Origin of the sequence: Bradyrhizobium sp. STM 3557, from assembly GCF_045571465.1 — a bacterium.
Classification (GTDB): domain Bacteria; phylum Pseudomonadota; class Alphaproteobacteria; order Rhizobiales; family Xanthobacteraceae; genus Bradyrhizobium.
In genome coordinates this window covers 7,788,673-7,811,841 of sequence record NZ_CP120697.1, presented here as the reverse complement: position 1 = coordinate 7,811,841, position 23,169 = coordinate 7,788,673, and the positions used below count along the sequence as shown (strand labels likewise).

General features: G+C 64.3%; 19 protein-coding genes. 12 read left to right on the top strand and 7 right to left on the bottom strand.

The features are described 5' to 3' along the window. Positions 1 to 115: 115 nt before the first annotated feature. Positions 116 to 1,399: a PHB depolymerase family esterase gene (locus P6U24_RS36020; RefSeq protein WP_407157117.1), complete on the top strand. Its 1,284-nt coding sequence runs from the start codon at positions 116 to 118 to the stop codon at positions 1,397 to 1,399. A 19-nt stretch (positions 1,400 to 1,418) separates the two neighbouring features. Here the strand turns inward: P6U24_RS36020 and P6U24_RS36015 are convergent, their stop codons facing one another. Then, a complete protein-coding gene (locus P6U24_RS36015; protein WP_407157116.1) occupies positions 1,419 to 2,087 on the bottom strand; it encodes an MBL fold metallo-hydrolase in 669 nt (222 codons plus the stop codon). 152 nt (positions 2,088 to 2,239) lie between these two features. Between P6U24_RS36015 and P6U24_RS36010 the strand changes: the two genes are divergently transcribed. After that, the gene (locus P6U24_RS36010) at positions 2,240 to 3,853 is read left to right on the top strand and encodes an alpha-amylase family glycosyl hydrolase (RefSeq protein ID WP_407157115.1); all 1,614 of its coding nucleotides are present in this window, start codon (positions 2,240 to 2,242) and stop codon (positions 3,851 to 3,853) included. Between the two features lie 194 nt (positions 3,854 to 4,047). Here the strand turns inward: P6U24_RS36010 and P6U24_RS36005 are convergent, their stop codons facing one another. Continuing rightward, positions 4,048 to 5,763: an alpha-amylase family protein gene (locus P6U24_RS36005; RefSeq protein WP_407157114.1), complete on the bottom strand. Its 1,716-nt coding sequence runs from the start codon at positions 5,761 to 5,763 to the stop codon at positions 4,048 to 4,050. 134 nt (positions 5,764 to 5,897) lie between these two features. Between P6U24_RS36005 and P6U24_RS36000 the strand changes: the two genes are divergently transcribed. Next, positions 5,898 to 6,371 (top strand): MmcB family DNA repair protein, encoded by a 474-nt coding sequence (locus P6U24_RS36000; protein WP_407157113.1) that lies wholly within the window; start codon positions 5,898 to 5,900, stop codon positions 6,369 to 6,371. Between the two features lie 305 nt (positions 6,372 to 6,676). Here P6U24_RS36000 and P6U24_RS35995 read toward each other — a convergent pair whose 3' ends face one another. Together P6U24_RS35995 and P6U24_RS35990 are read right to left on the bottom strand one after the other, a co-directional pair. Further along, a complete protein-coding gene (locus P6U24_RS35995) occupies positions 6,677 to 7,231 on the bottom strand; it encodes an ActR/PrrA/RegA family redox response regulator transcription factor (protein WP_407157112.1) in 555 nt (184 codons plus the stop codon). Positions 7,232 to 7,438: 207 nt separating this feature from the next. Beyond that, entirely contained in the window at positions 7,439 to 8,800 is a 1,362-nt protein-coding gene (locus P6U24_RS35990; protein WP_407157111.1) for an ActS/PrrB/RegB family redox-sensitive histidine kinase, read from the bottom strand. A gap of 95 nt (positions 8,801 to 8,895) precedes the next feature. Between P6U24_RS35990 and P6U24_RS35985 the strand changes: the two genes are divergently transcribed. From P6U24_RS35985 to P6U24_RS35970, 4 genes are all read left to right on the top strand, one after another. Then, a complete protein-coding gene (locus P6U24_RS35985) occupies positions 8,896 to 9,690 on the top strand; it encodes an ABC transporter ATP-binding protein (protein ID WP_407157110.1) in 795 nt (264 codons plus the stop codon). Next, positions 9,687 to 10,499, top strand: coding sequence for an ABC transporter permease (locus P6U24_RS35980; RefSeq protein WP_407157109.1), 813 nt, complete (start codon positions 9,687 to 9,689; stop codon positions 10,497 to 10,499). Before P6U24_RS35985 ends, P6U24_RS35980 begins: the two co-directional genes overlap by 4 nt. A 125-nt stretch (positions 10,500 to 10,624) precedes the next feature. After that, complete coding sequence (locus tag P6U24_RS35975; RefSeq protein WP_407157108.1) at positions 10,625 to 11,953, top strand: polyhydroxyalkanoate depolymerase; 1,329 nt, start codon at positions 10,625 to 10,627, stop codon at positions 11,951 to 11,953. Between the two features lie 208 nt (positions 11,954 to 12,161). Further along, positions 12,162 to 13,001, top strand: a complete 840-nt coding sequence (locus P6U24_RS35970) for a M48 family metallopeptidase (RefSeq protein WP_407157107.1) — start codon at positions 12,162 to 12,164, stop codon at positions 12,999 to 13,001. A gap of 283 nt (positions 13,002 to 13,284) precedes the next feature. Here the strand turns inward: P6U24_RS35970 and P6U24_RS35965 are convergent, their stop codons facing one another. Further along, the gene (locus tag P6U24_RS35965) at positions 13,285 to 15,519 is read right to left on the bottom strand and encodes a transglycosylase domain-containing protein (protein ID WP_407157106.1); all 2,235 of its coding nucleotides are present in this window, start codon (positions 15,517 to 15,519) and stop codon (positions 13,285 to 13,287) included. 143 nt (positions 15,520 to 15,662) lie between these two features. Here P6U24_RS35965 and P6U24_RS35960 point away from each other — a divergent pair, with 143 nt between their 5' ends. From P6U24_RS35960 to P6U24_RS35945, 4 genes are all read left to right on the top strand, one after another. Further along, positions 15,663 to 16,091, top strand: a complete 429-nt coding sequence (locus P6U24_RS35960) for a DUF1330 domain-containing protein (RefSeq protein ID WP_407157105.1) — start codon at positions 15,663 to 15,665, stop codon at positions 16,089 to 16,091. A 357-nt stretch (positions 16,092 to 16,448) separates the two neighbouring features. Continuing rightward, positions 16,449 to 16,763, top strand: coding sequence for an ArsR/SmtB family transcription factor (locus P6U24_RS35955; RefSeq protein ID WP_407157104.1), 315 nt, complete (start codon positions 16,449 to 16,451; stop codon positions 16,761 to 16,763). Further along, positions 16,760 to 17,119: an SRPBCC domain-containing protein gene (locus P6U24_RS35950; protein ID WP_407157103.1), complete on the top strand. Its 360-nt coding sequence runs from the start codon at positions 16,760 to 16,762 to the stop codon at positions 17,117 to 17,119. Before P6U24_RS35955 ends, P6U24_RS35950 begins: the two co-directional genes overlap by 4 nt. A gap of 44 nt (positions 17,120 to 17,163) precedes the next feature. Next, positions 17,164 to 17,787 (top strand): ATP-dependent Clp protease proteolytic subunit, encoded by a 624-nt coding sequence (locus tag P6U24_RS35945; RefSeq protein WP_407157102.1) that lies wholly within the window; start codon positions 17,164 to 17,166, stop codon positions 17,785 to 17,787. 161 nt (positions 17,788 to 17,948) lie between these two features. Here the strand turns inward: P6U24_RS35945 and P6U24_RS35940 are convergent, their stop codons facing one another. Then, positions 17,949 to 19,175 (bottom strand): ABC transporter substrate-binding protein, encoded by a 1,227-nt coding sequence (locus P6U24_RS35940; protein ID WP_407157101.1) that lies wholly within the window; start codon positions 19,173 to 19,175, stop codon positions 17,949 to 17,951. 194 nt (positions 19,176 to 19,369) lie between these two features. Here P6U24_RS35940 and P6U24_RS35935 point away from each other — a divergent pair, with 194 nt between their 5' ends. Continuing rightward, on the top strand, positions 19,370 to 19,909 hold the full coding sequence (locus P6U24_RS35935; RefSeq protein ID WP_407157100.1) for a methylated-DNA--[protein]-cysteine S-methyltransferase: 540 nt from the start codon (positions 19,370 to 19,372) through the stop codon (positions 19,907 to 19,909). 309 nt (positions 19,910 to 20,218) lie between these two features. Here P6U24_RS35935 and P6U24_RS35930 read toward each other — a convergent pair whose 3' ends face one another. Beyond that, positions 20,219 to 23,014: a [protein-PII] uridylyltransferase gene (locus tag P6U24_RS35930; protein ID WP_407157099.1), complete on the bottom strand. Its 2,796-nt coding sequence runs from the start codon at positions 23,012 to 23,014 to the stop codon at positions 20,219 to 20,221. Positions 23,015 to 23,169: the final 155 nt, after the last annotated feature.

Sequence of the window (23,169 nt, the reverse complement as noted above, 5' to 3'; positions counted from 1 at the left end):
ACGCGCGAAATTCACGACTGATTTTCTGCCGATCGCAGACCGGTGGGTTTTTGTTTGCGTCGCAGCAACTATCTGGGTCATGGTGGATTGATCCATCGCGCCCCAGGAGTCGCCGGTGTCTCTCGCTGAAAATGTTGAATATCTACGCCGGCTGCGGGAGCTGAACGGCATCACCGGGTTCGCCGATTTCCGCGGCGAGCCGCGGCCTGTGCCGGACAGCCCGTTGATCGAGATCGAGCGCTTCGGCTCGAATCCCGGCAAGCTGAAGATGTTTTCCTATGTGCCGGCGCAGCGTCAGCCGCTGCTGCCGCTCGTCGTCGTGCTGCACGGCTGCGGGCAGAGCGCGGCGGACTATGATCTCGGCGCCGGCTGGTCGACGCTCGCCAAACATTACGGCTTTGCGCTGCTGTTGCCCGAGCAGCAGCGCGCCAACAATGCGCAGCGCTGCTTCAACTGGTTTCAGTCCGAGGACATCACGCGCGGCGAAGGCGAGGTCGGCTCGATCCGGCAGATGATCGCGAAGATGGTGGCGGATCGCGCCATCGATCCGCGCCGGATCTTCATCACCGGCCTCTCCGCGGGTGGCGCCATGAGCATGGCGATGCTGTCGGCCTATCCCGAGCTGTTCGCCGCCGGCGCTGTCATCGCGGGCCTGCCATTCGGCGTCGCGCGCAACATGCGCGATGCGCTGCTGCAGATGCGGATGCCCTCGCCTCGCGACGGCCGTGAACTCGGCAATCTCGTGCGCCGCCAATCGTCGTTTCGCGGGCGCTGGCCGAAGCTATCGGTGTGGCACGGCACGGCGGACCGTACCGTGCATCCCGACAACGCCGACGAGATCGTCAAGCAGTGGCTCGACCTGCATCATCTGCCGCTCGGCCCGATGGCCGAAACCGATGTCGACGGCTATCCGCATCAGGTCTGGTGGAACGGCGACGGCGAGACGATGGTGGAGTCCTACACCATCACCGACATGGCCCATGGCACGCCGCTGGGCGTCGCCGAGAACGACAAGCGCTACGGCAAGCAGGGCCCGTTCCTGATCGACGCCGGCATCTCCTCGTCCTATCACATCGCGAAATTCTTCGGCGTGACCGACTGGATCCGGCAACCCAAGCAGGTGGCGGAATCGCCAAGCGCCAAGCTCATTCCGCAGGTGTCGCCGATCTCCTCGGTGCTGCCGAGCCTGAGCCGGATGCTGCGGCCGAAATCGGCCGAGACGAAGCCGGCGGGAGATTTGAAATCCGCCAATACGAACGCGGCAGATCAGAAACCGGCAAGTGCCCCGGCCTCCGTGGCCCGGGAGAAGGCCGAAGCCAAGCGCGAGACACGGCGTGCGCCGATCGATGTCGCCGCCGTCATCGAGCGCGCCCTGCAGGCTGCGGGGCTGAAGAAGTAGCGATTGCGCTTGATCTCGATCACATCTCGCCGGTGAGGAACGGATTCGTCCTGCGCTCCTGGCCGAAGGTCGAGCCTGCGCCATGGCCGCAGATGAAGCCGACATCGTCGCCGAGCGGCAGCAGCTTGTCCTTGATCGAAGAGATCAGCGTGGCATGGCTGCCGCCGGGCAGGTCGGTGCGGCCGACCGAGCCGTTGAACAGCACGTCGCCGACATGGGCGAAGCGCATCGCGGCATTGAAGTAGGCGACGCTGCCGGGCGAGTGGCCCGGGCAATGCAGGATGTCGAACCCGATCTCGCCGATCTCGACCCGGTCGCCCTCCTCGAGCCAGCGATCCGGCGTGAAGTTGCGCACGCCGGTCATGCCGAAGCGCGCGCCGCTCTCGACGACATTGTCGAGCAGGAACTTGTCCGCCAGATGCGGGCCCTCGATCGGCACGCCGAGCGCCTCGCGCAGCTCTGCCGCGCCGCCGACATGATCGATATGGCCATGCGTCAGCCAGATCTTCTCGACGGTGACGCCGGTCTTGGCGATCGCCTCGCGAATGCGCGGTACGTCGCCGCCGGGATCGAACACGACCGCCTTCTTGGTCGTTTCGCACCACAGGATGGTGCAGTTCTGCTCGAACAGGGTCACCGGCACGATGATCGCGCCGGCCTTGGCCTTGGTGTCGTCTTGCTGGGTCATGCCGCCAAGCATGCCGATTTTCGTGCCCGCGCCAAGCGAAAAAGCGGGATTGTGCCGGCGCCGGCAAAGAGCGTCGGAGAAAAATGCGTCTGAACTTGCGGCCGGTTCCGGCGTTGGACGCGGAACGTTCTTCAAGCAGGATGGTCGTTCCGATGAATACGAGCGGACGCTGGTGGCGCGACGGCATCTTCTATCAGATCTATCCGCGCTCGTTCCAGGACAGCGACGGCGACGGGGTCGGCGACCTCACCGGCATCCTGCACCGGCTGCCCTATCTGCTGACGCTCGGCGTCGATGCGATCTGGTTGTCGCCGATCTTCGTCTCGCCGATGGCCGATTTCGGCTATGACATCTCCGACTACACCGCCATCGATCCGCTGTTCGGAACGATGGAGGACTTCGACGCGCTGGTGAAGGCCACACATGACAGCGGGCTCAAGATCATCCTCGATCTCGTGCCCAACCACACCTCCGACCAGCATCCGTGGTTTGTAGAGGCGCGGCGCTCGCGCGACAATCCGCGGCGCGACTGGTACATCTGGCGCGACGGCAAGCCGGACGGCGGCCCGCCCAACAACTGGCTGTCCGAATTCGGTGGCAGCGCCTGGCAGTATGACGAGGCGACCGGCCAGTACTACTATCACGCTTTCTTGTCGCAGCAGCCCGACCTGAACTGGCGCAATCCGGCGGTGCGGGCCGCGATCTACGACGTGATGCGGTTCTGGCTGCGCAAGGGTGTCGACGGCTTTCGCGTCGACGTGCTCTGGCATCTGGTCAAGGACGCCGAGTTTCGCGACAACCCACCCAATCCCGGTTATATCGAGGGCCGTCCGCCGAACGAGCGCGTGCTGACGCGCTACTCCGCCGACCAGCCCGAGGTGCATGACGTGGTCGCGGAGATGCGGCAGGTGCTGGACGCGTTCGGCGACCGCGTGCTGATCGGTGAGATCTATCTGCCCTACGAGCGGCTGATGGCTTATTACGGCAAGGATCTCTCCGGTGCGCATCTGCCGTTCAATTTCGCGCTGCTGTCGGCGCCCTGGCACGCGCGTGACATCGAGACCATAATCGAGGATTACGAGAGGGCCTTGCCGGAAGGCGCCTGGCCGAACTGGGTGCTCGGCAATCACGACCGGCCGCGGGTGGCGAGCCGGGTCGGAGCGGCGCAGGCGCGGGTTGCCGCGATGCTGCTGCTGACGCTGCGCGGTACGCCGACGCTGTATTATGGCGACGAAATCGGCATGCAGCAGGTGCCGATCGCGCCGGAGCAGGTGCGCGATCCCTTCGAGAAGAACGTGCCCGGCATCGGCGTCGGTCGCGACGGCTGCCGCACGCCGATGCAATGGAATGCGAACGCCAATGCCGGCTTCTCCAATGCGGCGCCATGGCTGCCGGTGGCAGAGAATTTCACCCATGAGAACGTCGTCAACCTGACCGCGGACAGACGTTCGATCCTCAATCTCTATCGGGCGCTGATCGCCTTGCGAAAGCAGCACGCCGTGCTGGTCAGCGGCCTCTATCGGGCGGTGGCGGCCCAGGGCGATCTGCTGCTCTATCGCCGCGAAGGTCATGGCGAGGTGCTCACGGTTGCGCTCAATCTCGGCGAGGAGCCGGTCGCGCTATCGACCGAGGGCCGCGGCCTCGACGGCGCGATCCTGCTGTCGACCGAGCTCGACCGTACCGGCGAGCGCATCCACGGTACGCTCGATCTGCGCGGCAATGAGGGCGTGGTGGTCGGATCGGGTTCGACGAAGCAAGCCTCATAAACGCCGTCGTCCCGGGCAAGCGCGCAGCGCGCCGACCCGGGACCCATAGCCACCGTCCCCTGTTTTGGGCACGATGATCATTGCCGGTCTTCGCAACACGATCGCCGGTGGCTATGGATCCCGGCTCGAGGCCGGGACGACACCGAGTTTGAAGCGATAGCCTTACTCAAAAGCCATGCGAGATGTCCGATCAACTAATCCGCATGCGCAGGCGCGCGCGCCGTCTTGTGGCGCTGCGACTTTGCATCGATATCGCCGCGGCGGAGCAGATAATCGAGGCCGCCGACGCGATACCAACGGTAGCCATAGGGCTCGAGCACCACCCTGTGACGGCCGCGCGCATCGGCGCGGCTGTGATCCTCGCTGAGCAGGTTGACCAGCAGCTTGCCGATATCGCCTTCGACCTCGGTCGAGAACGCGATCTCGCGGGGCTTCTCGTCTAGATTGTGCACGAACAGCACCGAATTGTTGCGCCAGTCGTAGCGCATGATCAGAACGGCCGGATCCTTGATATCGATCACCTCGAAATCGCCCCAGCCGACTTCCGGCACCTCCTTGCGCATGCGGATGATCCGCTCCGTCCAGTTCAGCATCGCGTTCGGATCGCGGCGCTGCTGGGCGGCATTGACATGCTCGTAGCCATAAGGCCCCTTGCTGATCACCGGCAGCGGCGGCTCGCCGCCATCGGTGAAGCCAGCCTGCGGCTCGGTCGACCATTGCATCGGCGTCCGCGTGCAGTTGCGCTCCGGCAGGCTGAGATCGTCACCCATGCCGATCTCGTCGCCATAGCGAATCACCGGCGTGCCGGGCAGCGTGAACATCAGGCTGTAGGCGAGCTCGATCCGTCTGCGGTCGCCCCCTAACATCGGCGCCAGGCGGCGGCGGATGCCGCGCTCGTAGAGCTGCATGTCCTTGTCCGGCCCGAACGCTTTGAAGACGGCCTCGCGCTGCGCCTTGGTCAGCCGCCCGAGATCGAGCTCGTCGTGATTGCGCAGGAAAAGTCCCCATTGCGCCGCGGCCGGCCGCGGCTTGGTCGCCTGCAGCGCTTTCGCCAGCGGGCGGCTGTCGCCGGAGGCCAGCGCATAGAACAGGTGCTGGTTGACATGAAAATTGAACATCATGTGCATGCGGTCGCCGTCGCGGCCGAAATATTCCAGGTCGGACTTGGGCAGCACATTGGCTTCGGCCAGGATAATGGCGTCGCCCTTGCGCCATTGCAGGAATTCCCGGAACGTCCGCAGCATGTCGTATTGCTCGACCGGCTTTTTCACCTTGGCGCCCTTGGTCGCGATCACGAACGGCACGGCGTCCATGCGGAAGCCGGAAACGCCGAGCTGGATCCAGAAGCCCATGATCTTGAGGATTTCCGCGAGCACCTTGGGATTGGACGTGTTGAGGTCGGGCTGGCAGTCATAGAAGCGGTGGAAGTACCAGGCGCGCGCTTCCTCATCGTGCGTCCAGGTCGATTTCTGGACGCCGGGAAACACCATGCCGGTATCGGCATTGGCCGGCTTCTTGTCGGCCCAGACATACCAGTCGCGATAGGGCGAGTCCTTTGAGCGGCGCGCCTCCCTGAACCAGGGGTGCTGATCGGAGGTGTGATTGACGACGAGATCGATGATGATGCGGATGCCGCGCTGCTTGCAGCCATGGGCGAATTCGACGAAATCGCCCAGCGTGCCGTAGCGCGGGTCGACGCCGTAATAATCGGCGATGTCGTAGCCGTCGTCCTTGCCCGGCGAAGGCTGGAACGGCATCAGCCAGATCGCGGTGATGCCGAGGCCATGCAGATAGTCCAGCCGTCGCGTCAGGCCCCTGAAGTCGCCGATGCCATCGCCGTTGGCGTCCATATAGGTGCCGACCGAGAGACAATAGATGACGCCGTTCTTGTACCAGAGATCGTCGATCATGAACGGTTGTCCCTCGCCTGTCGGATGTCACGCGGCCGCTTGTTAAGCAGCGTGGGCCGGCTCGGTTCCCGGTTCCGTCCTGAATGCCTGAGAACGCTTGGGCGGCGCGTGGAATCGGCTATGATGCGGGTCCCATGGACTCCTCAGCCCTCAAGATCATTCCGGATCGCCGACAGTCGGAAACCGCGCTTGCGGTCGCGCGCGGCACCTCGCGGCTGTTGCGTTCTCTGGGCTTTGCCACCATCAGCGAATTACCGCTGCCGTCGGGACGCCGCGCCGATCTGGTGGCGTTGAATGAGCGCAGCGAGATCTGGATCGTCGAGATCAAGTCCTCGCTGGAGGATCTGCGTGCCGACCACAAATGGGAGGACTACCGCGCCCATTGCGACCGATTGTTCTTCGCCTTCACGCAGGACCTGCCGTGTGAGATCTTCCCCAAGGGCACGGGCCTGATCGTTGCCGACGCCTATGGCGCGCATCTGCATTGCGAGGCGCCCGAGCACAAATTGCCGGCGCCGACCCGCAAGCTGATGACCGTGCGTTTCGCACTCGCAGCAGCCCAGCGCATGAACCGGCTGATCGATCCGCAGGGACATGCGGAATTTTGATTGCTCGACGGCGCCTCGGTTCGCGGCGGCCCCTTAACCTCGCCCCGCTTGCGGGGAGAGGCATAGGCCGCCGTTCGGCGGCCGCCCTAAGAACGCCGAAGCGAAGCTTCGGCTATGTTGCATCGAAAGATGCAATCCGGGTGAGGGGGTACAGGTCTAACTCATGTGCACCGATCGGGCGTCTGCCCCTCACCCCAACCCTCTCCCCGTAAGAACGGGGCGAGGGGGCGCACCGCGCCTGCCGCAAAGGCATTGCAGACGACTGATATGGACGTGCGCAATCGCTGGGTCGAACTACTGGCCGACTACTTCGGCGCGCGCTTGGCGAGGATGCGCTGCAGGGTGCGGCGGTGCATGTTGAGGCGCCGGGCGGTTTCCGAAACGTTGCGATTGCACATCTCGTAGATGCGCTGGATGTGCTCCCAGCGCACGCGGTCGGCGGACATCGGATTCTGCGGCAGCTCCGACTTCTCGGTCGAGGTCGAGAGCAGGGCGGCGACGACATCGTCGGCATCCGCCGGCTTGGCGAGATAATCGACGGCGCCCATCTTCACCGCGGTCACGGCGGTGGCGATGTTGCCATAGCCGGTCAGCACGATGGCGCGCGCATCGGGGCGCTTGGTCTTCAGGGCCGAGACCACGTCGAGCCCGTTGCCGTCACCGAGCCGCAGGTCGACCACCGCAAAGGCCGGCGCGGCCTTGCCGATCTGCGAGATGCCGTCGGCGACGCTCTCGCATGATGTGACCTCGAAGCCCCGCGTCTCCATTGCGCGCGACAGCCGCTCCAGGAACGGCTTGTCATCTTCCACGATCAGGAGCGAGCGATCGGGCTGGTTGGCGAGTTCGGCAATGGCGCTCACGGTCAATCCTCAACAGGCTCGAAATGATGACATTTCCCAGTCCACACCGATATATGGCGCCACGGGCGGGCCGTGCCAAGGCCGGCAGATACTGTTCGGTGCGGCCCTACGTCGCGCTCGAGCCTTGAATAGCCGTCGATTTTACCAAAGCGTGTTGAAGCGAAGCGGATACCGGTTCGCGAGAAGAATACACGTCAGAACAACGAACTAGGGTCTCCGTTCCGGCTCAACCGGAACGGAGGCTCTGACCTCGTCGTCTGCGGCCTCGAACCGGCGGCGCGGCCAGACGATACCGACCACGGCGCCGTGATCCGGAAAGGTGCGGTTGGTAAACGAGACCTTGGCGCCGGTGCGCTCCAGCAACGTGCGGGCGATGAACACGCCGAGCCCGAGGCCGCCGCTCTGCTGGGCATCGTCGGGTCCGCGGCGACGCGAGAGATAGGGTTGGCCGATCCGTTTCAGGATATCAGGCGCGAAGCCGGGACCGTCGTCGGAGACGATGATCTCGACGGTCTCATTATTCCACCACGCATTGACCTCGACCGCATTGCGGGCGAAGTCGACCGCGTTCTCGAGGATGTTGCCAACGCCATAGAGAATCGCCGGATTGCGCGTGCCGACCGGCTCGGGGCTGGCCGCAACCGCGATGCGGACCTTGATATCGACGCCGAAATCGCGGTGCGGCGCCACCGTCTCCTCGATCAGGGTCGACAGCTTCATGCGGTCGAACATCGATCCGGTCGACGAGAGCTGGGTGATCTTGCCAAGGATCTCGCGACAGCGCTGCGCCTGCTCGCGCAGGGTCTTGATGTCGGCGCCAACGGCGGCATTGCTCTGCAGCGCCTTCTCCAATTCGCGCGAGATCAGCACGATGGTTGCGAGCGGCGTGCCGAGCTCATGCGCGGCCGCGGCGGCGAGCCCGTCGAGCTGGGTCAGATGCTGCTCGCGCGCCAGCACCAGCTCGGTCGCGGCGAGCGCGTCGGCGAGCTTGCTCGCCTCCTCGGTGACCTGGAACGCGTAGAGGCTGGTGACGCCGATCGCGAGCGCGATCGAGAGCCAGATGCCAGCCAGATAGATCGGCGGCAGCATCAACGGCTCTTCGCTGTCCCAGGGCAGCGGCAGATGGAAGAAGACCAGCACCGAGGCGCAAGCCACCGCGAGCAGGCCGAGGCCGACGGTGAGCCGCACCGGCAGCGCGGTGGCCGCGATCAGCACCGGCACCAGGAACATGAAGGAGAACGGGTTCTCCAGTCCGCCGGTGAGGTAGAGCAGGGCGGAGAGTTCGATGATGTTGAGCGCGAGCAGGCCGCCGGCATGACGTGGCTCCAGCAGCTGCATCGGGTTGAAGGTGATCTGCAGCGCCAAATTGAGCAGGGCCGAGGCGCTCACGATGGCCAGACACGGCACCACCGGCAGATCGAATTCCAGGCCCTGCACCACGATGAAAATTGCGGCGAGCTGACCGAGCGCGGCGAGCCAGCGCAGCCGCAGGATGGTGTCGAGCCGGACGCGGCGTCGCGGGTGCCGGAAGTCCGTCTCGGGAAGATCTGTGATCGGCGTGTCGGTCATGGGGGGAACTTAATGTCCGCGCGCGGGGACGACAAACCAAGGATACCAGCGCTCGGCTGTTGCGCTCGGCGGCGCAATGCCGCAATGAACTGACCATGAAGGACGGCGATACAGACCCGACGACCTCGCCCGAGGCCGGCGCACAGGCGCCGGCGGCGATCGCGGTCGCGCATCTGACCAAGCAATACAAGACCGCGCGCGCGGTCGACGACATCTCCTTTCGCATCGAGCGCGGCAGCATCACCGGCCTGCTTGGCGGCAACGGCGCCGGCAAGACCACGACGATTGCTGTCATCATGGGGCTGGTGCTGCCGACCTCCGGGCGCATCGAGGTGCTCGGTCATCGCATGCCGGACGAGAGCGCGGCGGTGCTGGGGCGGATGAATTTCGAGAGCCCCTATGTCGACATGCCGATGCGGCTCACGGTGCGGCAGAACCTCACCATTTTCGGCCGGCTCTATGCCGTTCATGATCTGAAGGCCCGCATCGCCGAGCTCGCCGCCGATCTCGACCTGACCGATCTCCTCGACCGTCCCTCCGGCAAGCTCTCCGCCGGGCAGAAGACGCGGGTGGCGCTCGCGAAGGCCTTGATCAACGATCCGGAGCTGCTGCTCCTGGACGAGCCAACCGCCTCGCTCGATCCTGACACCGCGGACTGGGTGCGCAGCCATCTCGAGCATTATCGCAAGCGGCGCAACGCGACCGTCCTGCTGGCGTCGCACAACATGCTCGAGGTCGAGCGGCTGTGCGACCGCGTCATCATCATGAAGCGCGGCCGCATCGAGGACGACGATACCCCGGCGCAGATCATGGCGCGCTACAATCGCACCACGCTGGAGGAGGTGTTCCTCGACGTCGCCCGCGGCCGCAACCGGGAGGCCGCGCAATGAACAATCTGACCCTGCAGATCGCCCCGCACCGGATCGCGGCGATGATCCTGCGCTACTGGTACATCCTGCAATCGTCCTGGCCGCGCATGCTGGAGCTGGTCTACTGGCCGATGCTGCAGATCATCACCTGGGGCTTCCTGCAGACCTACATCACCGCCAACGCCGGCTACTTCGCCCGCGCCGGGGGCACGCTGATCGGCGCCGTGATCCTGTGGGACATCCTGTTCCGTGGCCAGCTCGGCTTCTCGATCTCGTTCCTGGAGGAGATGTGGGCGCGCAATCTCGGCAACCTGATGATGAGCCCGCTGACCCCGCTCGAGTTTCTGTTGTCATTGATGACCATGAGCCTGGTCCGGCTGGCGATCGGCGTGATCCCGATGACGCTGATGGCGATCGTCTTCTTCCACTTCAATGTCTATGGCCTCGGCCTGCCGCTGATCGCCTTCTTCTGTAACCTGATCTTCACATCCTGGGCGGTCGGCGTCTTCGTCTCGGGCCTCGTGCTTCGGAACGGATTGGGAGCCGAGGGCATTGTCTGGACGCTGATGTTCGCGCTGATGCCGCTCACTTGCGTCTACTATCCGGTCAGCGTGCTGCCGCAGTGGCTGCAACATGTGGCGTGGACGTTGCCGCCTACCTATGTATTCGAAGGGATGCGCGCGGTGCTGACCGAACACGTGTTCCGGACCGACCTGATGCTGTCGGCCCTTGCGATCAATGCCGTGCTGCTGCTGGCGTCGTTCGCAGCATTCCTTGCTCTTTTGCGCAGCGCACGTCGCGCCGGCTCACTGCTCTCAAGCGGCGAGTAATCCACATTTTCCCGTGAAAATCCGGGGAGTTCTGGCGCTTTCGGTGCGGCCACCGTGGTTACTGCGCATTGACGCAATATTACGCATTCGGCACTATGTTGCATCGCAGAGAGGATCAAACGCGAATGCCGATAGGTGAGTTTGGCGGCGCACCGCCACTGGCGTCAGAAGGCAGTCCGGCGCTGACGACGCCGATGTACTGGATGTACGAGATGGCTCACGCCTCGCTGAACCCTGCGCGGGCGGTGAGCGACGCCACCAAGATCCTGTTTCAGAACCCGCTCAATCCGTGGGCGCATACCAATGTCGGCAAGTCCATCGCGGCCGCCTGTGAGGTGTTTGAGCGCACCACACGCCGCTATGGCAAGCCGGAATGGGGCCTCGACACCACCGAGGTCAACGGCATCCATGTGCCGGTCGAGGTCCGCGTCGTCTGGGAAAAGCCTTTCTGCCGTCTGCTCTACTTCGATCGCAAGCTGACCCGGCCTTTGCGAGCGCCTGCGCCGCGGCTGCTGATCGTGGCGCCGATGTCCGGCCATTACGCGACGCTGCTGCGCGGCACCGTCGAAGCCTTCCTGCCCACGCATGAGGTCTACATCACCGATTGGGCCGATGCGCGCATGGTGCCGCTGGCGGAAGGCCGCTTCGACCTCGACGACTATATCGATTACGTCATGGAGATGCTGCGCGAGCTCGGCACCAACATGCACGTGATGGCGGTGTGCCAGCCGGCGGTGCCGGTGCTGGCGGCGGTCTCGGTCATGGAAGCCGAGCGCGACCCGTTCACGCCGATTTCGATGACGCTGATGGGCGGCCCGATCGACACCCGCCGCAATCCGACCGCGGTCAACAAGCTCGCGGAGCAGCGCGGCATCGACTGGTTCCGCAATCACGTCATCACCAAAGTGCCGTTCCCGCATCCCGGTGTCATGCGCAACGTCTATCCGGGCTTCCTGCAGCTGAACGGCTTCATCAGCATGAATCTCGACCGCCATGTCGACGCCCACAAGGCGCTGTTCGCCCACCTGGTGCAGGGCGACGGCGACCAGGTCGACAAGCACCGCGTCTTCTATGACGAATATCTTGCGGTCATGGATCTCGCGGCCGAATATTATCTGCAGACGGTGGAGACGGTGTTCATCCGTCACGCGCTGCCGAAGGGCGAGATGACCCATCGCGGCACGCCGGTCGATCCGTCGAAGGTGACGCGCGTCGCGTTGATGACCGTGGAAGGTGAGAAGGACGACATCTCTGGTCTCGGCCAGACCGAGGCAACGCACAGACTCTGCTCGTCGATCCCTGCACATCGACGCGTTCATTACGTGCAGCCTGGTGTCGGGCACTATGGCGTGTTCAACGGCTCTCGATTCAAGTCGGAAATCGTGCCACGCATCTGCGATTTCATGATGTCGGCACAGGATCCGAAGTCGTTGCTCTCGCTCGCCGCTGAATAGGCAGGAAACAGCGCGTTGCCGCGGTCGAATCCAAGCCCGCGGTAACGCCTTGATTTGACCGGCGAAACCCGGTTCCAACGCCTTTTGAAGGGGTGAATGTGGCGTCACCCCTTGAGCGTTGCTTTTGACTCCGGATTCACTGAAGAAGTTGACGGTGAGGCCCAATTTGTAGGAGCGCCAAAGCGCGCGACCCCAATATATTGGGCAAATGATTTGTTTTTGCGCCAAGTACTTTCCCTGGCGGTGGATGTGGCAAAGTCCGGGCGAACTCTTACCCCCCGGACTAAAAGATATGGCCACTCGCGCGCTACTTTATCGGCGGCCCGCCGAACCTTCGCGTCTTCTCGTCAAGCACGGGTCGCAAATCTACTCGATCAGATTACGCCGTCACCGCCGCGCGCGACGTTATACACTGCGAATTCATCCCTCGGACCGTGAAGCCATCCTGACGATGCCGCCGCGCGGCACCATCGTCGAAGCCAAGGACTTCGCGCAGCGCCACGGCGCGTGGATTGCCGCACGTCTCGGTCGTCTGCCGAAGGCTGCACCGTTTCTGCCCGGAACCGTGGTGCCGTTGCGCGGCATCCCACATCGCATCGTGCATCGCGCCGGCATGCGCGGCACCGTGTGGACCGAGACGCGCGACAGCGGCGAGAAGATCATGTGCGTCGCCGGCGATATCGCCCATATCGAACGCCGCGTGCACGACTTCCTCAAGCGCGAGGCGCGCCGCGACCTGCAGCGCGCGGCGGAAGCCTATGCCGACGAGCTCGGGGTCAGGGTCAAGCGTCTGTCGATCCGCGATCAGTCGAGCCGTTGGGGCTCGTGCACGTCCGCCGGCTCGCTGTCCTTCTCCTGGCGGCTGATCCTGGCGCCGCCCTTCGTGCTGGACTATCTCGCCGCGCATGAGGTCGCGCATCTGGTCGAGATGAACCACTCGCCGCGGTTCTGGAAGGTGTGCGGCCGGATCTGCTCCTCGGTCGAGCGCGCCAAGAAGTGGCTCGACACCTGCGGCAACGACCTGCATCGCTATGGGATCGACGACTGATCTCATCCCGTCCATCTTGGACCAAAAAACACGGCCCGGATCGATGATCCGGGCCGTACTTTTATGCGCGCGAGCGTCCGCGTCGCGGGGGGCTTCGTGCCGCGCTCAATATTGCGGTCCACGCGTCGAAAGTGCGGAAGGCGCAGGGATCATTAACCCGGTTGAAACGATGCGGGTCGGCGCAAGACGGCCGCCTACCGATTGCGGAGTATGCGCTGTGCCCACAAGCTCAATGTGCCATACCCAAAGGATGACAACGGAGATTGTCGCAGCAGCCTTGGTCCTACCGCCCGAACAGCCGATCCACCAGCCAGCCGTCGAGGCCCGCCGCTGCCTCTGGCCGCACGTTGGCGCGCTGTGCCGGCGCGGCGCGACCGCCGCCCGAATAGCCGCCGCCGCTCGCGTAGTTGGCGGACGGAGCAGGAGCTGATGGCGCGGTGATCTGGGCGCTGATCTGCGCCAGCGTCGGCACCAGGCCCGCACCTTGCGAATTGGGCAGCGCCGCCACCGGCACGCCTTGATGCGCCGCGCGCATGAAGCGCGTCCACACCTCGACCGGCAGGCCGCCGCCGGTTGCCTTCTTGGTCGGCGAGTTGTCGTCATTGCCGAGCCAGACGCCGGTGATGAGATGGGCCGTGTAGCCAACGAACCAGGCGTCGCGGAAATCCTGGCTGGTGCCGGTCTTGCCGGCCGCGACCCAGCCTGGGATCTCGGCCTTTCGCGCGGTGCCGGAGATCAGCGTCTCCTGCATCATCTGGTTCATCATCGCCACGTTCTGCGGTTCAATCACCTGCCCGAGCTGGTCCGGTTGGCGCAGATAGAGCAGCTTGCCGTCGAGCGTCTTGATCCGTGTCACCACATGCGGCGAGATGCCGACGCCGCCATTGGCGAACGGCACATAGGCGCCGACCAGCTCGAGCATCGATACTTCCGAGGTGCCGAGCGCGATCGACGGATTCGGATCGAGCTTGGAGGCGATGCCGAGCCGGTGCGCGGTGCGCACCACGTTCTTCGGCCCGACCTCGAGGCCGACCCGCACGGCGACCGTGTTCAGTGAATGCGCCAGCGCCTGGGTCAACGTCACCGGGCCGAAATATTCGCGGCTGTAGTTCTCCGGCTTCCAGCCCTTGAGGTCGAGCGGCGCGTCCTGGCGCACCGTGTCCGGGGTCAGGCCCTGCTCGATCGCAGTGAGATAGACAAACGGCTTGAACGCCGAGCCGGGCTGGCGCTTCGCGGTGACAGCACGATTATATTGGCTCTCGGCGTAGTTTCGACCGCCGACCATGGCGCGCACGGCGCCATCAGGGGTCATCGCTACCAGCGCGCCCTGGCTGACATTGAACTTGACGCTCTTGGCCGCGAGCTCGTCGATCACGGCCGATTCGGCAATGGTCTGCAGCTTCGGATCGATCGTGGTCTCGACAATGATCGACTGGTCGATCTGCCCGACGAGGTCGTCGAGCACCTCGCCGATCCAGTCCGCCACATAGTTGATGGTGCCGGCGCCGGCGGGCTTCATCGTGACGGCAGGATGGGCGATCTGCGCCTGCGCCTGCGCATCGGTGATGAATTTGGCGTCGGCCATCGCCGCCAGCACGGTCTGCATGCGCTTCTCGGCGCCTTCGGGATTGCGGTTCGGCGCCAGCCGCGACGGCGACTTGACGAGGCCGGCGAGCATCGCCGCTTCGCCGAGCGTGACATGCCGCGCCGACTTGCCGAAATAGCGCTGCGCCGCGGCCTCGACGCCATAGGCGCCGGAGCCGAAATAGACCCGGTTCAGATAGAGCTCGAGGATCTCGCGCTTGGAATATTTGCGCTCCAGCCACACCGCGAGCTCCGCCTCCTGCAGCTTGCGCGCCATGGTCCGCTCCTGGGTCAGGAACAGGTTCTTGGCGAGCTGCTGCGTCAGGGTCGAGCCGCCTTGCGAGACGCCGCGATGCAGGATGTTGGTCACCAATGCGCGCGCGATGCCGATCGGATCGATGCCCCAATGCGAATAGAAGCGTCGGTCCTCGATGGCGACGAAGGCCTTCGGCAGATAGGGCGGCAGGTCCTTCAGCGCGACATTGGCGCCGGCCATCTCGCCGCGCTGCGCCAGCATGCCGCCGTCGAGGCCGACGATCTCGATCGTCGGCGGCCGCTTGGGGATTTCCAGCGACTGGATCGGCGGCAGATGCGCGCCGGCCCAGACCACGACCCCGACCAGCGCAATCACGCCCCAGATGCCGCAGACCAGCGCCCAGTAAGCCATCCGTCCGATCGACATGCCGATGCGCGCTTTGCTCCCTCGCTTGCTGGACTTCGACGTGCGCGGCTTCGGCTCGCGCGGCGGTGGCGGCGCGTCGTCCTCATCCTCGTCGTCGATCACTACTTTGCGCTTGGGCATCGCTTTCTTGGGCGTGTCATCGTCCGCAGACGGGATCCGGTCCTGGGGATCGAGGCGCAGATCCGCCATCGCCGCGGCGAGGCCGAAGCGCGGCTCCTTGCGTCCGCCGCCTTTTTTCCGTCCCCACGCCATCCACCGATACGCCCGCGACCCGCCATTCGAGCCACCGTAGCGGCCGGAGTTTAAGGCTCAGTTGAGGGAAGATTAACGCGAGATGAGAGCTTTCACCGCGCTGGCGGGCGGTTATGGTTAACCCAAAGTAAAGAGGAGGACGCATGGGCCATATCGATCCGACCAGGGAGGTCTTCGCCGCCTTTCGCGCCAATGACCGCGAAGGCCCGATCCACATGCTCAACCTGGTGCGCCTGCGCAAACAGGCTGCCTATCCCGATGGCCGGGCGGCGAGCGGCGCTGAGGCTTATGCGGCCTATGGTCGCGACAGCGGCCCGGTGTTCAGACGGGTGGGCGGTCGCATCGTCTGGCAGGGCCGCTTCGAGTTGATGCTGATCGGACCGCAGGAGGAGTATTGGGACCACTGCTTCATCGCCGAATATCCAAGCGTGGCCGCTTTCGTCGAGATGATCCGCGACCCCGTCTATCGCGAGGCCGTCAAGCATCGCCAGGCAGCGGTGGAGGACTCCCGCCTGATCCGGCACGCCGTTCTGCCGATCGGAGAGAATTTCGGCGAGGTGCCGGCGCCGTAGCGCCGCAGCAATAGCGTCTCAGTAGTCAGTAATATGTATCGAATGGCCTCGCCATACGAACGGTGCGTTCCCTCCCCCCTTGTGGGGGAGGGCTAGGGAGGGGGGTAGCTCAGACGGCGGTGCTCGTGGCTACCCCCCTCCCCAACCCTCCCCCACAAGGGGGGAGGGAGCTCACTTGTGCGCGCGGCGAGAATGGCCTTTCGCGGCGCCATGCAGAGCGTCTCCAGGCCGCAGCCCCCCTGTCGCCGGTGATCGGGCCGGTCCGCTCTGAGCGCTCGCCGTTGAGCTCATCACGACAGGCTGATTCCGTGCGACTACATGCTTGCGCATCACATAAGTATATGCTTATGTATCGGCATGATCGAGAACGATATCTTCAAGGCGCTGTCTGATCCGACGCGCTGCGCGATCTTCGAGAAGCTGGCAAATGGCAGCATGAACGCCAGCGCCTTGCGTGAGGGGATGGCAATCAGCCAGCCGGCGATGTCCCAGCACCTCGCGGTTCTCCGCAATGCAAGGCTGGTGCGGGAAGAACGGCAGGGCCGTTTCGTCAACTACGAGGTCGATCCGGATGGTTTGGCGCTCATCGCCCGCTGGCTGGCGAAGTATCGCGCCTACTGGCCGGCGCGCGTCGATGCTTTGAAAGCTCTGCTGAAGGACATGGACCAATGAACGACACCAAGGCTCAAGCGCAGACCAAGGATCTGGTGCAGGAGTACGAACTCGATGCGCCGCCGGAAAAGGTCTGGCGGGCGATCAGCATTCCCGCCCTGCGCGAGGCTTGGCTGCCGAAGGGAGACTTGGCCGATGCCGCGCCGATCTCCTCAAAGCCGGGCGAAGAAGTTCGCTACCGCCTGCGCGAGGACGAGCCGCCGTTTCTCGAAAGCATCGTGACGTTTCAGGTCAGCCCCAACGCCGACGGCGGCACCCGGCTGAGAATCATTCACGGACTGGTCGGCGCCAGCCTGATGTCGCGGATGCCGCGGGCAGCCAACAGCAACGTGCGCTGCGTCATGCGCGCCGCCTGACACTTTAATCCAGCAAAGACATGCCTGAAAACGGGAGTTCGCGCATGCGCGAAGCGATGCAACTCGTCCCCATGGTTGTCGAACAATCAAGCCGGGGAGAACGGTCCTTCGATATCTATTCCAGGCTGCTGCGCGAACGGATCGTGTTCCTGAACGGCGAAGTCAACGACACGGTGTCGGCCCTGGTCTGCGCGCAGCTGCTGTTTCTCGAGGCCGAGAATCCGAAGAAGCCGATCCATCTCTACATCAACTCGCCCGGCGGCGTCGTCACCAGCGGGCTGGCGATGTATGACACCATGCAATACATCCAGGCGCCGGTGCACACGCTGTGCATGGGAACGGCGCGCTCGATGGGGTCCTTTCTGCTGATGGCGGGCGAGCCGGGCCAGCGCGCCGCGCTGCCCAATGCGAGCCTGCATGTCCATCAGCCGCTCGGCGGCTTTCAAGGGCAGGCGTCCGATATCCTCATTCATGCCGAGGAGATGCAACAGACCAAGCGCCGTATCATCAGGCTCTACGCCGAACACTGCGGACGTACGTTCGAGGATGTCGAGCGCACGCTCGACCGCGATCACTTCATGACCGCGAACCAGGCATTGGAATGGGGTCTGATCGACCGGGTCGTCAGCCAGCGAGAGGCGGGGGTCGAAACGCGAGCCTTGTCTTAGCGGCAGAATAAGGTTCGCCGGGTGACGAGATCACCTACGGCGATGGCCCTGGCGCACATAATCGCGATCCGACGCTTGCGTTCCCTCCCCCCTTGTGGGGGAGGGGGCTCATTTGCGTGCCGGGCGAGAATGACCTTTCGTCACGCCATACGGAGCATTGCCTAACCCGCCGGGCCCGCGTCCTCCAGGATCGGGCCGAACAGCTCCCAGCGCTCGCCATTGAACTTCATCATCTGCAGCTGCTTGTTGACGCGGTAGTCGGTCGGCGAGGTGTTGATCTTCATGCCGGGCAGCGAGAAGTCGCCGGTGACGTCCTTCAGCGACGCCGCCTGCTTCATCACGTTCTCGCGCGTCAGGTTGTCGCCGCACATCTGCAGCACCGTGACCAGGAGCTGCGCAGTCGAATAGCCGTAGGTGTTGAAGTTCGAGTTCTTGTCGCCCTCCGGATAGTACTTCGCCATGAAGTCGAAATAGCGCTTCATGCCGGGATCGTCCTTCCAGGTCGGATCGAGCGGGTCTTTGCCGTAATTGACCGAGATGACGCCTTTGGAGGCCTCTAACCCGGCCGGCTTCAGCACGGCGCCGACAGAGGTCGCGTTGATGTCGACGATATGCACCGGATGCCAGTCGAGCTCGTTGACCTTCTTGATCGCCTGCGCCGCCTGCTTGGGGGTGGACGCGGAGAACAAGAGGTCGGCGCCGGCGGATTTCAGCTTCAGGATCTGTGAATCGATCGTGGGATCGGCGACCTCGTAGGACGCCTCCGCCACGATCATGCTCGAGGCCTTGCCGCCGAGCCCGGCCTTGATGCCGTTCAGATAGTCCTTGCCGAGATCGTCGTTCTGATAGAGCACGCCGATCTTAGCGTTCGGATGCTCCTTCAGAATATACTGGCCGTAGATGCGGCCCTCGGTGAAGTAGTTGGGATTATATCCCATCGTCCACGGAAAGTTCTTCGGATCGGTGAACTTGGTCGCGCCGGTGGCGGCGAACAGTTGCGGCACCTTCTTGGCGTTGAGATATTTCTGCACGGCGGCGTTCGAGGGGGTGCCGATGATCTGGAAGGTCAGCAGCACCTCGTCGTCCTCGACGAGCTTGCGCACCTGCTCCACGGCCTTCGGCGGTGAATAGGCGTCGTCATACTGGACCAGCTTGATCTTGCGGCCGTTCACACCGCCCTGCTCGTTGATCATGTTGAAGTAGGCGGCCTGGGTCTTGCCGATCGAGGCATAGGCCGAGGCGGGGCCGGAAAATGGCACGGTCTGGCCGATCTTGATCTCCGTGTCGGATGCGCCGGGATCATACTTCTTCTGCGCAGTGGCGGCGGAGGCCGACAGCGCAATCGTGAGCACGGCGGTGCCGGCAAGACGGATCAATCCATGTGTCATGGGATTTTAGTTCCTCCTGATGGTCATTGTGCCGATGGCTTTTTGTCGGGGTGCCACCGCTGCCGACGATTGTGGAGGAAATTTCCTGCAAAGCAAGGCAGGCAGCACGGTGGACGGTGCCGGATTCCGGGTGGACGCGGCAGCAGTCACGACGGAGACTGCCGCGTTGCGCCACTAATGCTGTGACATGGAAAATGCCCGAACGCCGCCCACTGGCCGGCAGGCCGGCCCAGACCTTTGGCCTCGACCGCTCGATAACGCCGATCGGCACCGCGCTGCTCGTCACCGATGAGGCGGGCGTGCTCCGTGCGCTCGACTGGGAGGATTACGCGCCGCGCATGAAGGATCTGCTGCGCCGGCACTATGGCGAGGTGGTCCTGCAGGAGAGGCCGGCGCCTGCCGCGCTGTTGACGGCGCTGACAGGCTATTTCAAAGGCGATCTGGATCGGCTGTCGGATATTTCATGGCGGGTGGGCGGAACGCCGTTTCAGCGGAAGGTCTGGTCGGCTCTCCCTCGTATTCCCGCCGGTAGAACCATGAGCTACGGCGCAATGGCCGCGCAGCTGCAGGTGCCAAAGGCAATGCGCGCGGTCGGCCACGCCAACGGCGCCAACCCGATCAGCGTCGTGCTGCCCTGCCATCGCCTGATCGGCGCGGACGGCAAGCTCGTCAAATATGGCGGCGGCCTCGCACGCAAGCGCTGGCTGCTGCGCCACGAGGGCGTGGAGGTTTGACGTGCATGGATAAGGCGATCTTTCGCGGCATCGGAAGTGCACCCTCTGTTGCGAAAGAGGGGCCACGGCATCGTGGCAACAGATCGGTTCAGGAAATGTAGCGCTGGTCGTGATTGCGCCCTCTCCCCTTGCGGGAGAGGGCAAGACGGTGTTGCCACATACAAACTCGGGTGAGGGGTTTCTATCGGCTTCCGCAGGTGCGGAGACAGACCCCTCACCCGGTTTCTCACTTCGTGAGAAACCACCCTCTCCCACAAGGGGAGAGGGTGCACCGAGTTCGTTGCGGGCGTTGCGCCAACTTCAAGCGTACTACGCGGCCGGCTGCGCCGCTGCCTCGTCGCTTGATAATAGATGCAGCAGTGCACTCTTGATCGCGGCCTGGCGGGTCGGGGCGTTGATCTGGGCACCCAGCAGATCGGTCACGTAGAACACGTCGCGGGCGCGCTCGCCGAAGGTCGCGACATGGGCCGAGGCGATGTTGAGGTTGAGCTTGGAGATCGCGGTGGTGAGCTCATAGAGCAGGCCGGGGCGATCGAGGCCGGAGACCTCGATCACCGTATAGAGCTCCGACCATTGATTGTTGATCGTCACCTCCGGCTCGACCGAGAACGCCTTGTGCTGCTTGCCGCGGGTGGCGCGGCGCGCCACCGCGTCGGGCAGCCGCAGCTTGCCTTCCAGCACCTGCTCGATGGTCTCGCCGATCCGCGTTGCGCGACGGCCTTCGTCCTCGTCGCGCTCATATTCCCTTGAGATCGCGATGGTGTCGAGCGCGCGGCCGTCGGTCGTGGTGTAGATCTGCGCGTCGACGATGTTGGCGCCGGCCGACGCACAGGCGCCCGCGATGATCGACAGCAGCCACGGATGGTCCATCGCCAGGATTGTCAGCTCGGTGACGCCGCGCGCCGGATCGAAGCCGACATTGATCGCGAGCTTGTGCCCGGCCTCCTCGCTCGCGCGCACGAAGCGGGCGTGGCGGATCTTGCGCGGCAGCTCGACCTTGAGCCAATAGGCCGGATAGTGCCGGCCGATATAGGTGTTGAGCTCGGCCTCCGGCCATTCGGTGAAGGCGATGCGGAATTCGGCCTGTGCGGCCAGCACGCGCTTGGCACGATTCACCTCGGAGAAGCCGCCGGTCAGCACCGGCTCGGTCTCGTAATAGAGCGTGCGCAAGAGCTGCGCTTTCCAGCCGTTCCAAACGCCGGGGCCGACGCCACGGATGTCGGCCGTGGTCAGAATCGCCAGCAGCTTCATCTGCTCCACGGACTGCACCACAGCCGCGAAATTCTCGATGGTGCGGCGGTCGGAGAGGTCGCGCGACTGCGCGACCGTCGACATGGTCAGATGCTCCTCGATCAGCCAGGCGATCAGCTCGGTATCGGCATTGCTGAAGCCGAGCCGCGGGCACAGCCGCCGCGCCACCTTGGCGCCCGCGATCGAGTGATCCTCCAGCCGTCCCTTGGCGATGTCGTGCAGCAGCGTGGTGATATAGATCACGGGCCGGTGCTCGGGGCGGATCTTGCGCATCAGGTCGGAGGCGAGCGCAAATTCCTCGATGCCGCCGCGCTCGATCTCCTGCAGGAATCCGATGCAGCGGATCAGGTGCTCGTCGACCGTGTAGTGATGATACATATTGAACTGCATCATCGAGACGATGCGGCCGAAGGCGCGGATGAAATGGCCGAGCACGCCGGTCTCGTTCATCCGCCGCAGCACCACCTCGGCGTCATTGGAGGTCAGGATCTCCATGAACAGCCGGTTGGCTTCCGGATTTTCGCGCAGGCGCGTATCAATCAGGCCGAGCGAGCGCGTCACCATCCGCATCGCATCCGGATGGAAGGCGAGATTGTTCTTCTGCGCCAGGCGGAAGATCCGGATCAAATTGACCGGATCGTGCTTGAAGACGTCAGGCGCGGCGAGATTGATGCGGTTGTGGTCGACAATGAAATCGTCGCTTTCCGGCACCCGCCGCCAGGTGTTGCCGGTCTTCAGCCGCGAGATCACCCGGCTCAGCACCGGCGCCGGCTTGGCCTGCTGGTCCTCCAGCTTGGCACACAGGATCGCGGTGAGATTGCCGACCTGCTTAGCGACCAGGAAGTAGTGCTTCATGAAGCGCTCGACATCCTGCATGCCGGGATGGCTGGTGTAGCCGAGCCGGACCGCGATCTCGCGCTGCAGGTCGAATGACAGCCGCTCCTCGGGCCTTCCGCTCAGGAAATGCAGGTTGCAGCGCACCGACCAGAGGAAGTCGGCGCAGCGGCGGAAGGTGCGGTACTCATGTGCGTCGAACACGCCGCGCGCCAGCAGCTCGTCGGTCTCGCGCACGCGGTAGACATATTTCGCGATCCAGAACAGCGTGTGCAGGTCGCGCAGCCCACCCTTGCCGTCCTTGACATTGGGCTCGACCAGATAGCGCGACTGGCCGGCGCGCCGATGCCGCTCCTCGCGCTCGGCGAGCTTGGCGGTGACGAACTCGGCCGCGGTGCCCTGCACGACCTCCTTGTCGAAACGCGCGACCAGCTCGTCGTAAAGCGGTCGGTCGCCGGCGAGATAGCGCGTCTCCAGGATCGCGGTGCGGATGGTCATGTCGCCGCGCGCCTGCCGGATCGATTCGTCGACCGAGCGGGTGGCGTGACCAACCTTCAGCCCCATGTCCCACAGGCAATAGAGAATGGCTTCGGCGACCTGCTCGCCCCAGGCGGTCTGTTTGTAGGGCAGGATGAACAAGAGATCGATGTCGGATTCCGGCGCCATCAGGCCGCGGCCGTAACCGCCAGTGGCCACCACAGCCATGCGCTCGGCGCCGCTCGGCACCTGCGAGCGATAGAGATGCTCGGTCGCGGCGGCGTAGAGGATGCGGATGACCTCGTCCTGCACGAAGCAGAGCCGCTCGGCGCAGTGCCGGCCGTGCCGGTCCTTCAGGAGCTGCGCCTGTGCCGCCTCCCGTGCTTTCAGGAGCTCGGCTTTGAGGAACTGCGCAACCGCCGCACGGAACATGTCCTCGCGGCCGGAATGCTGCTCGGCGAGCGCATCCACGGTCGCCGCGATGCCGGCGCTGTCGAAGCCGCTATCGGCTGCGGCCCTGGGGTCTGTCGTGAGGGTGTCCATGGATACAACCGGATATCGAACACGGCCTGTGCTGTCACGAAACATTCTCGTGGCGCGAAGCTGGCGTTTGTTCCCCGGGGCGAACGATCCGTGCTGCGCGGATGTAGGTGGGCCATAATGAATGTGCTGCGAACGGGCCAAGAAGAAAAGGTAAT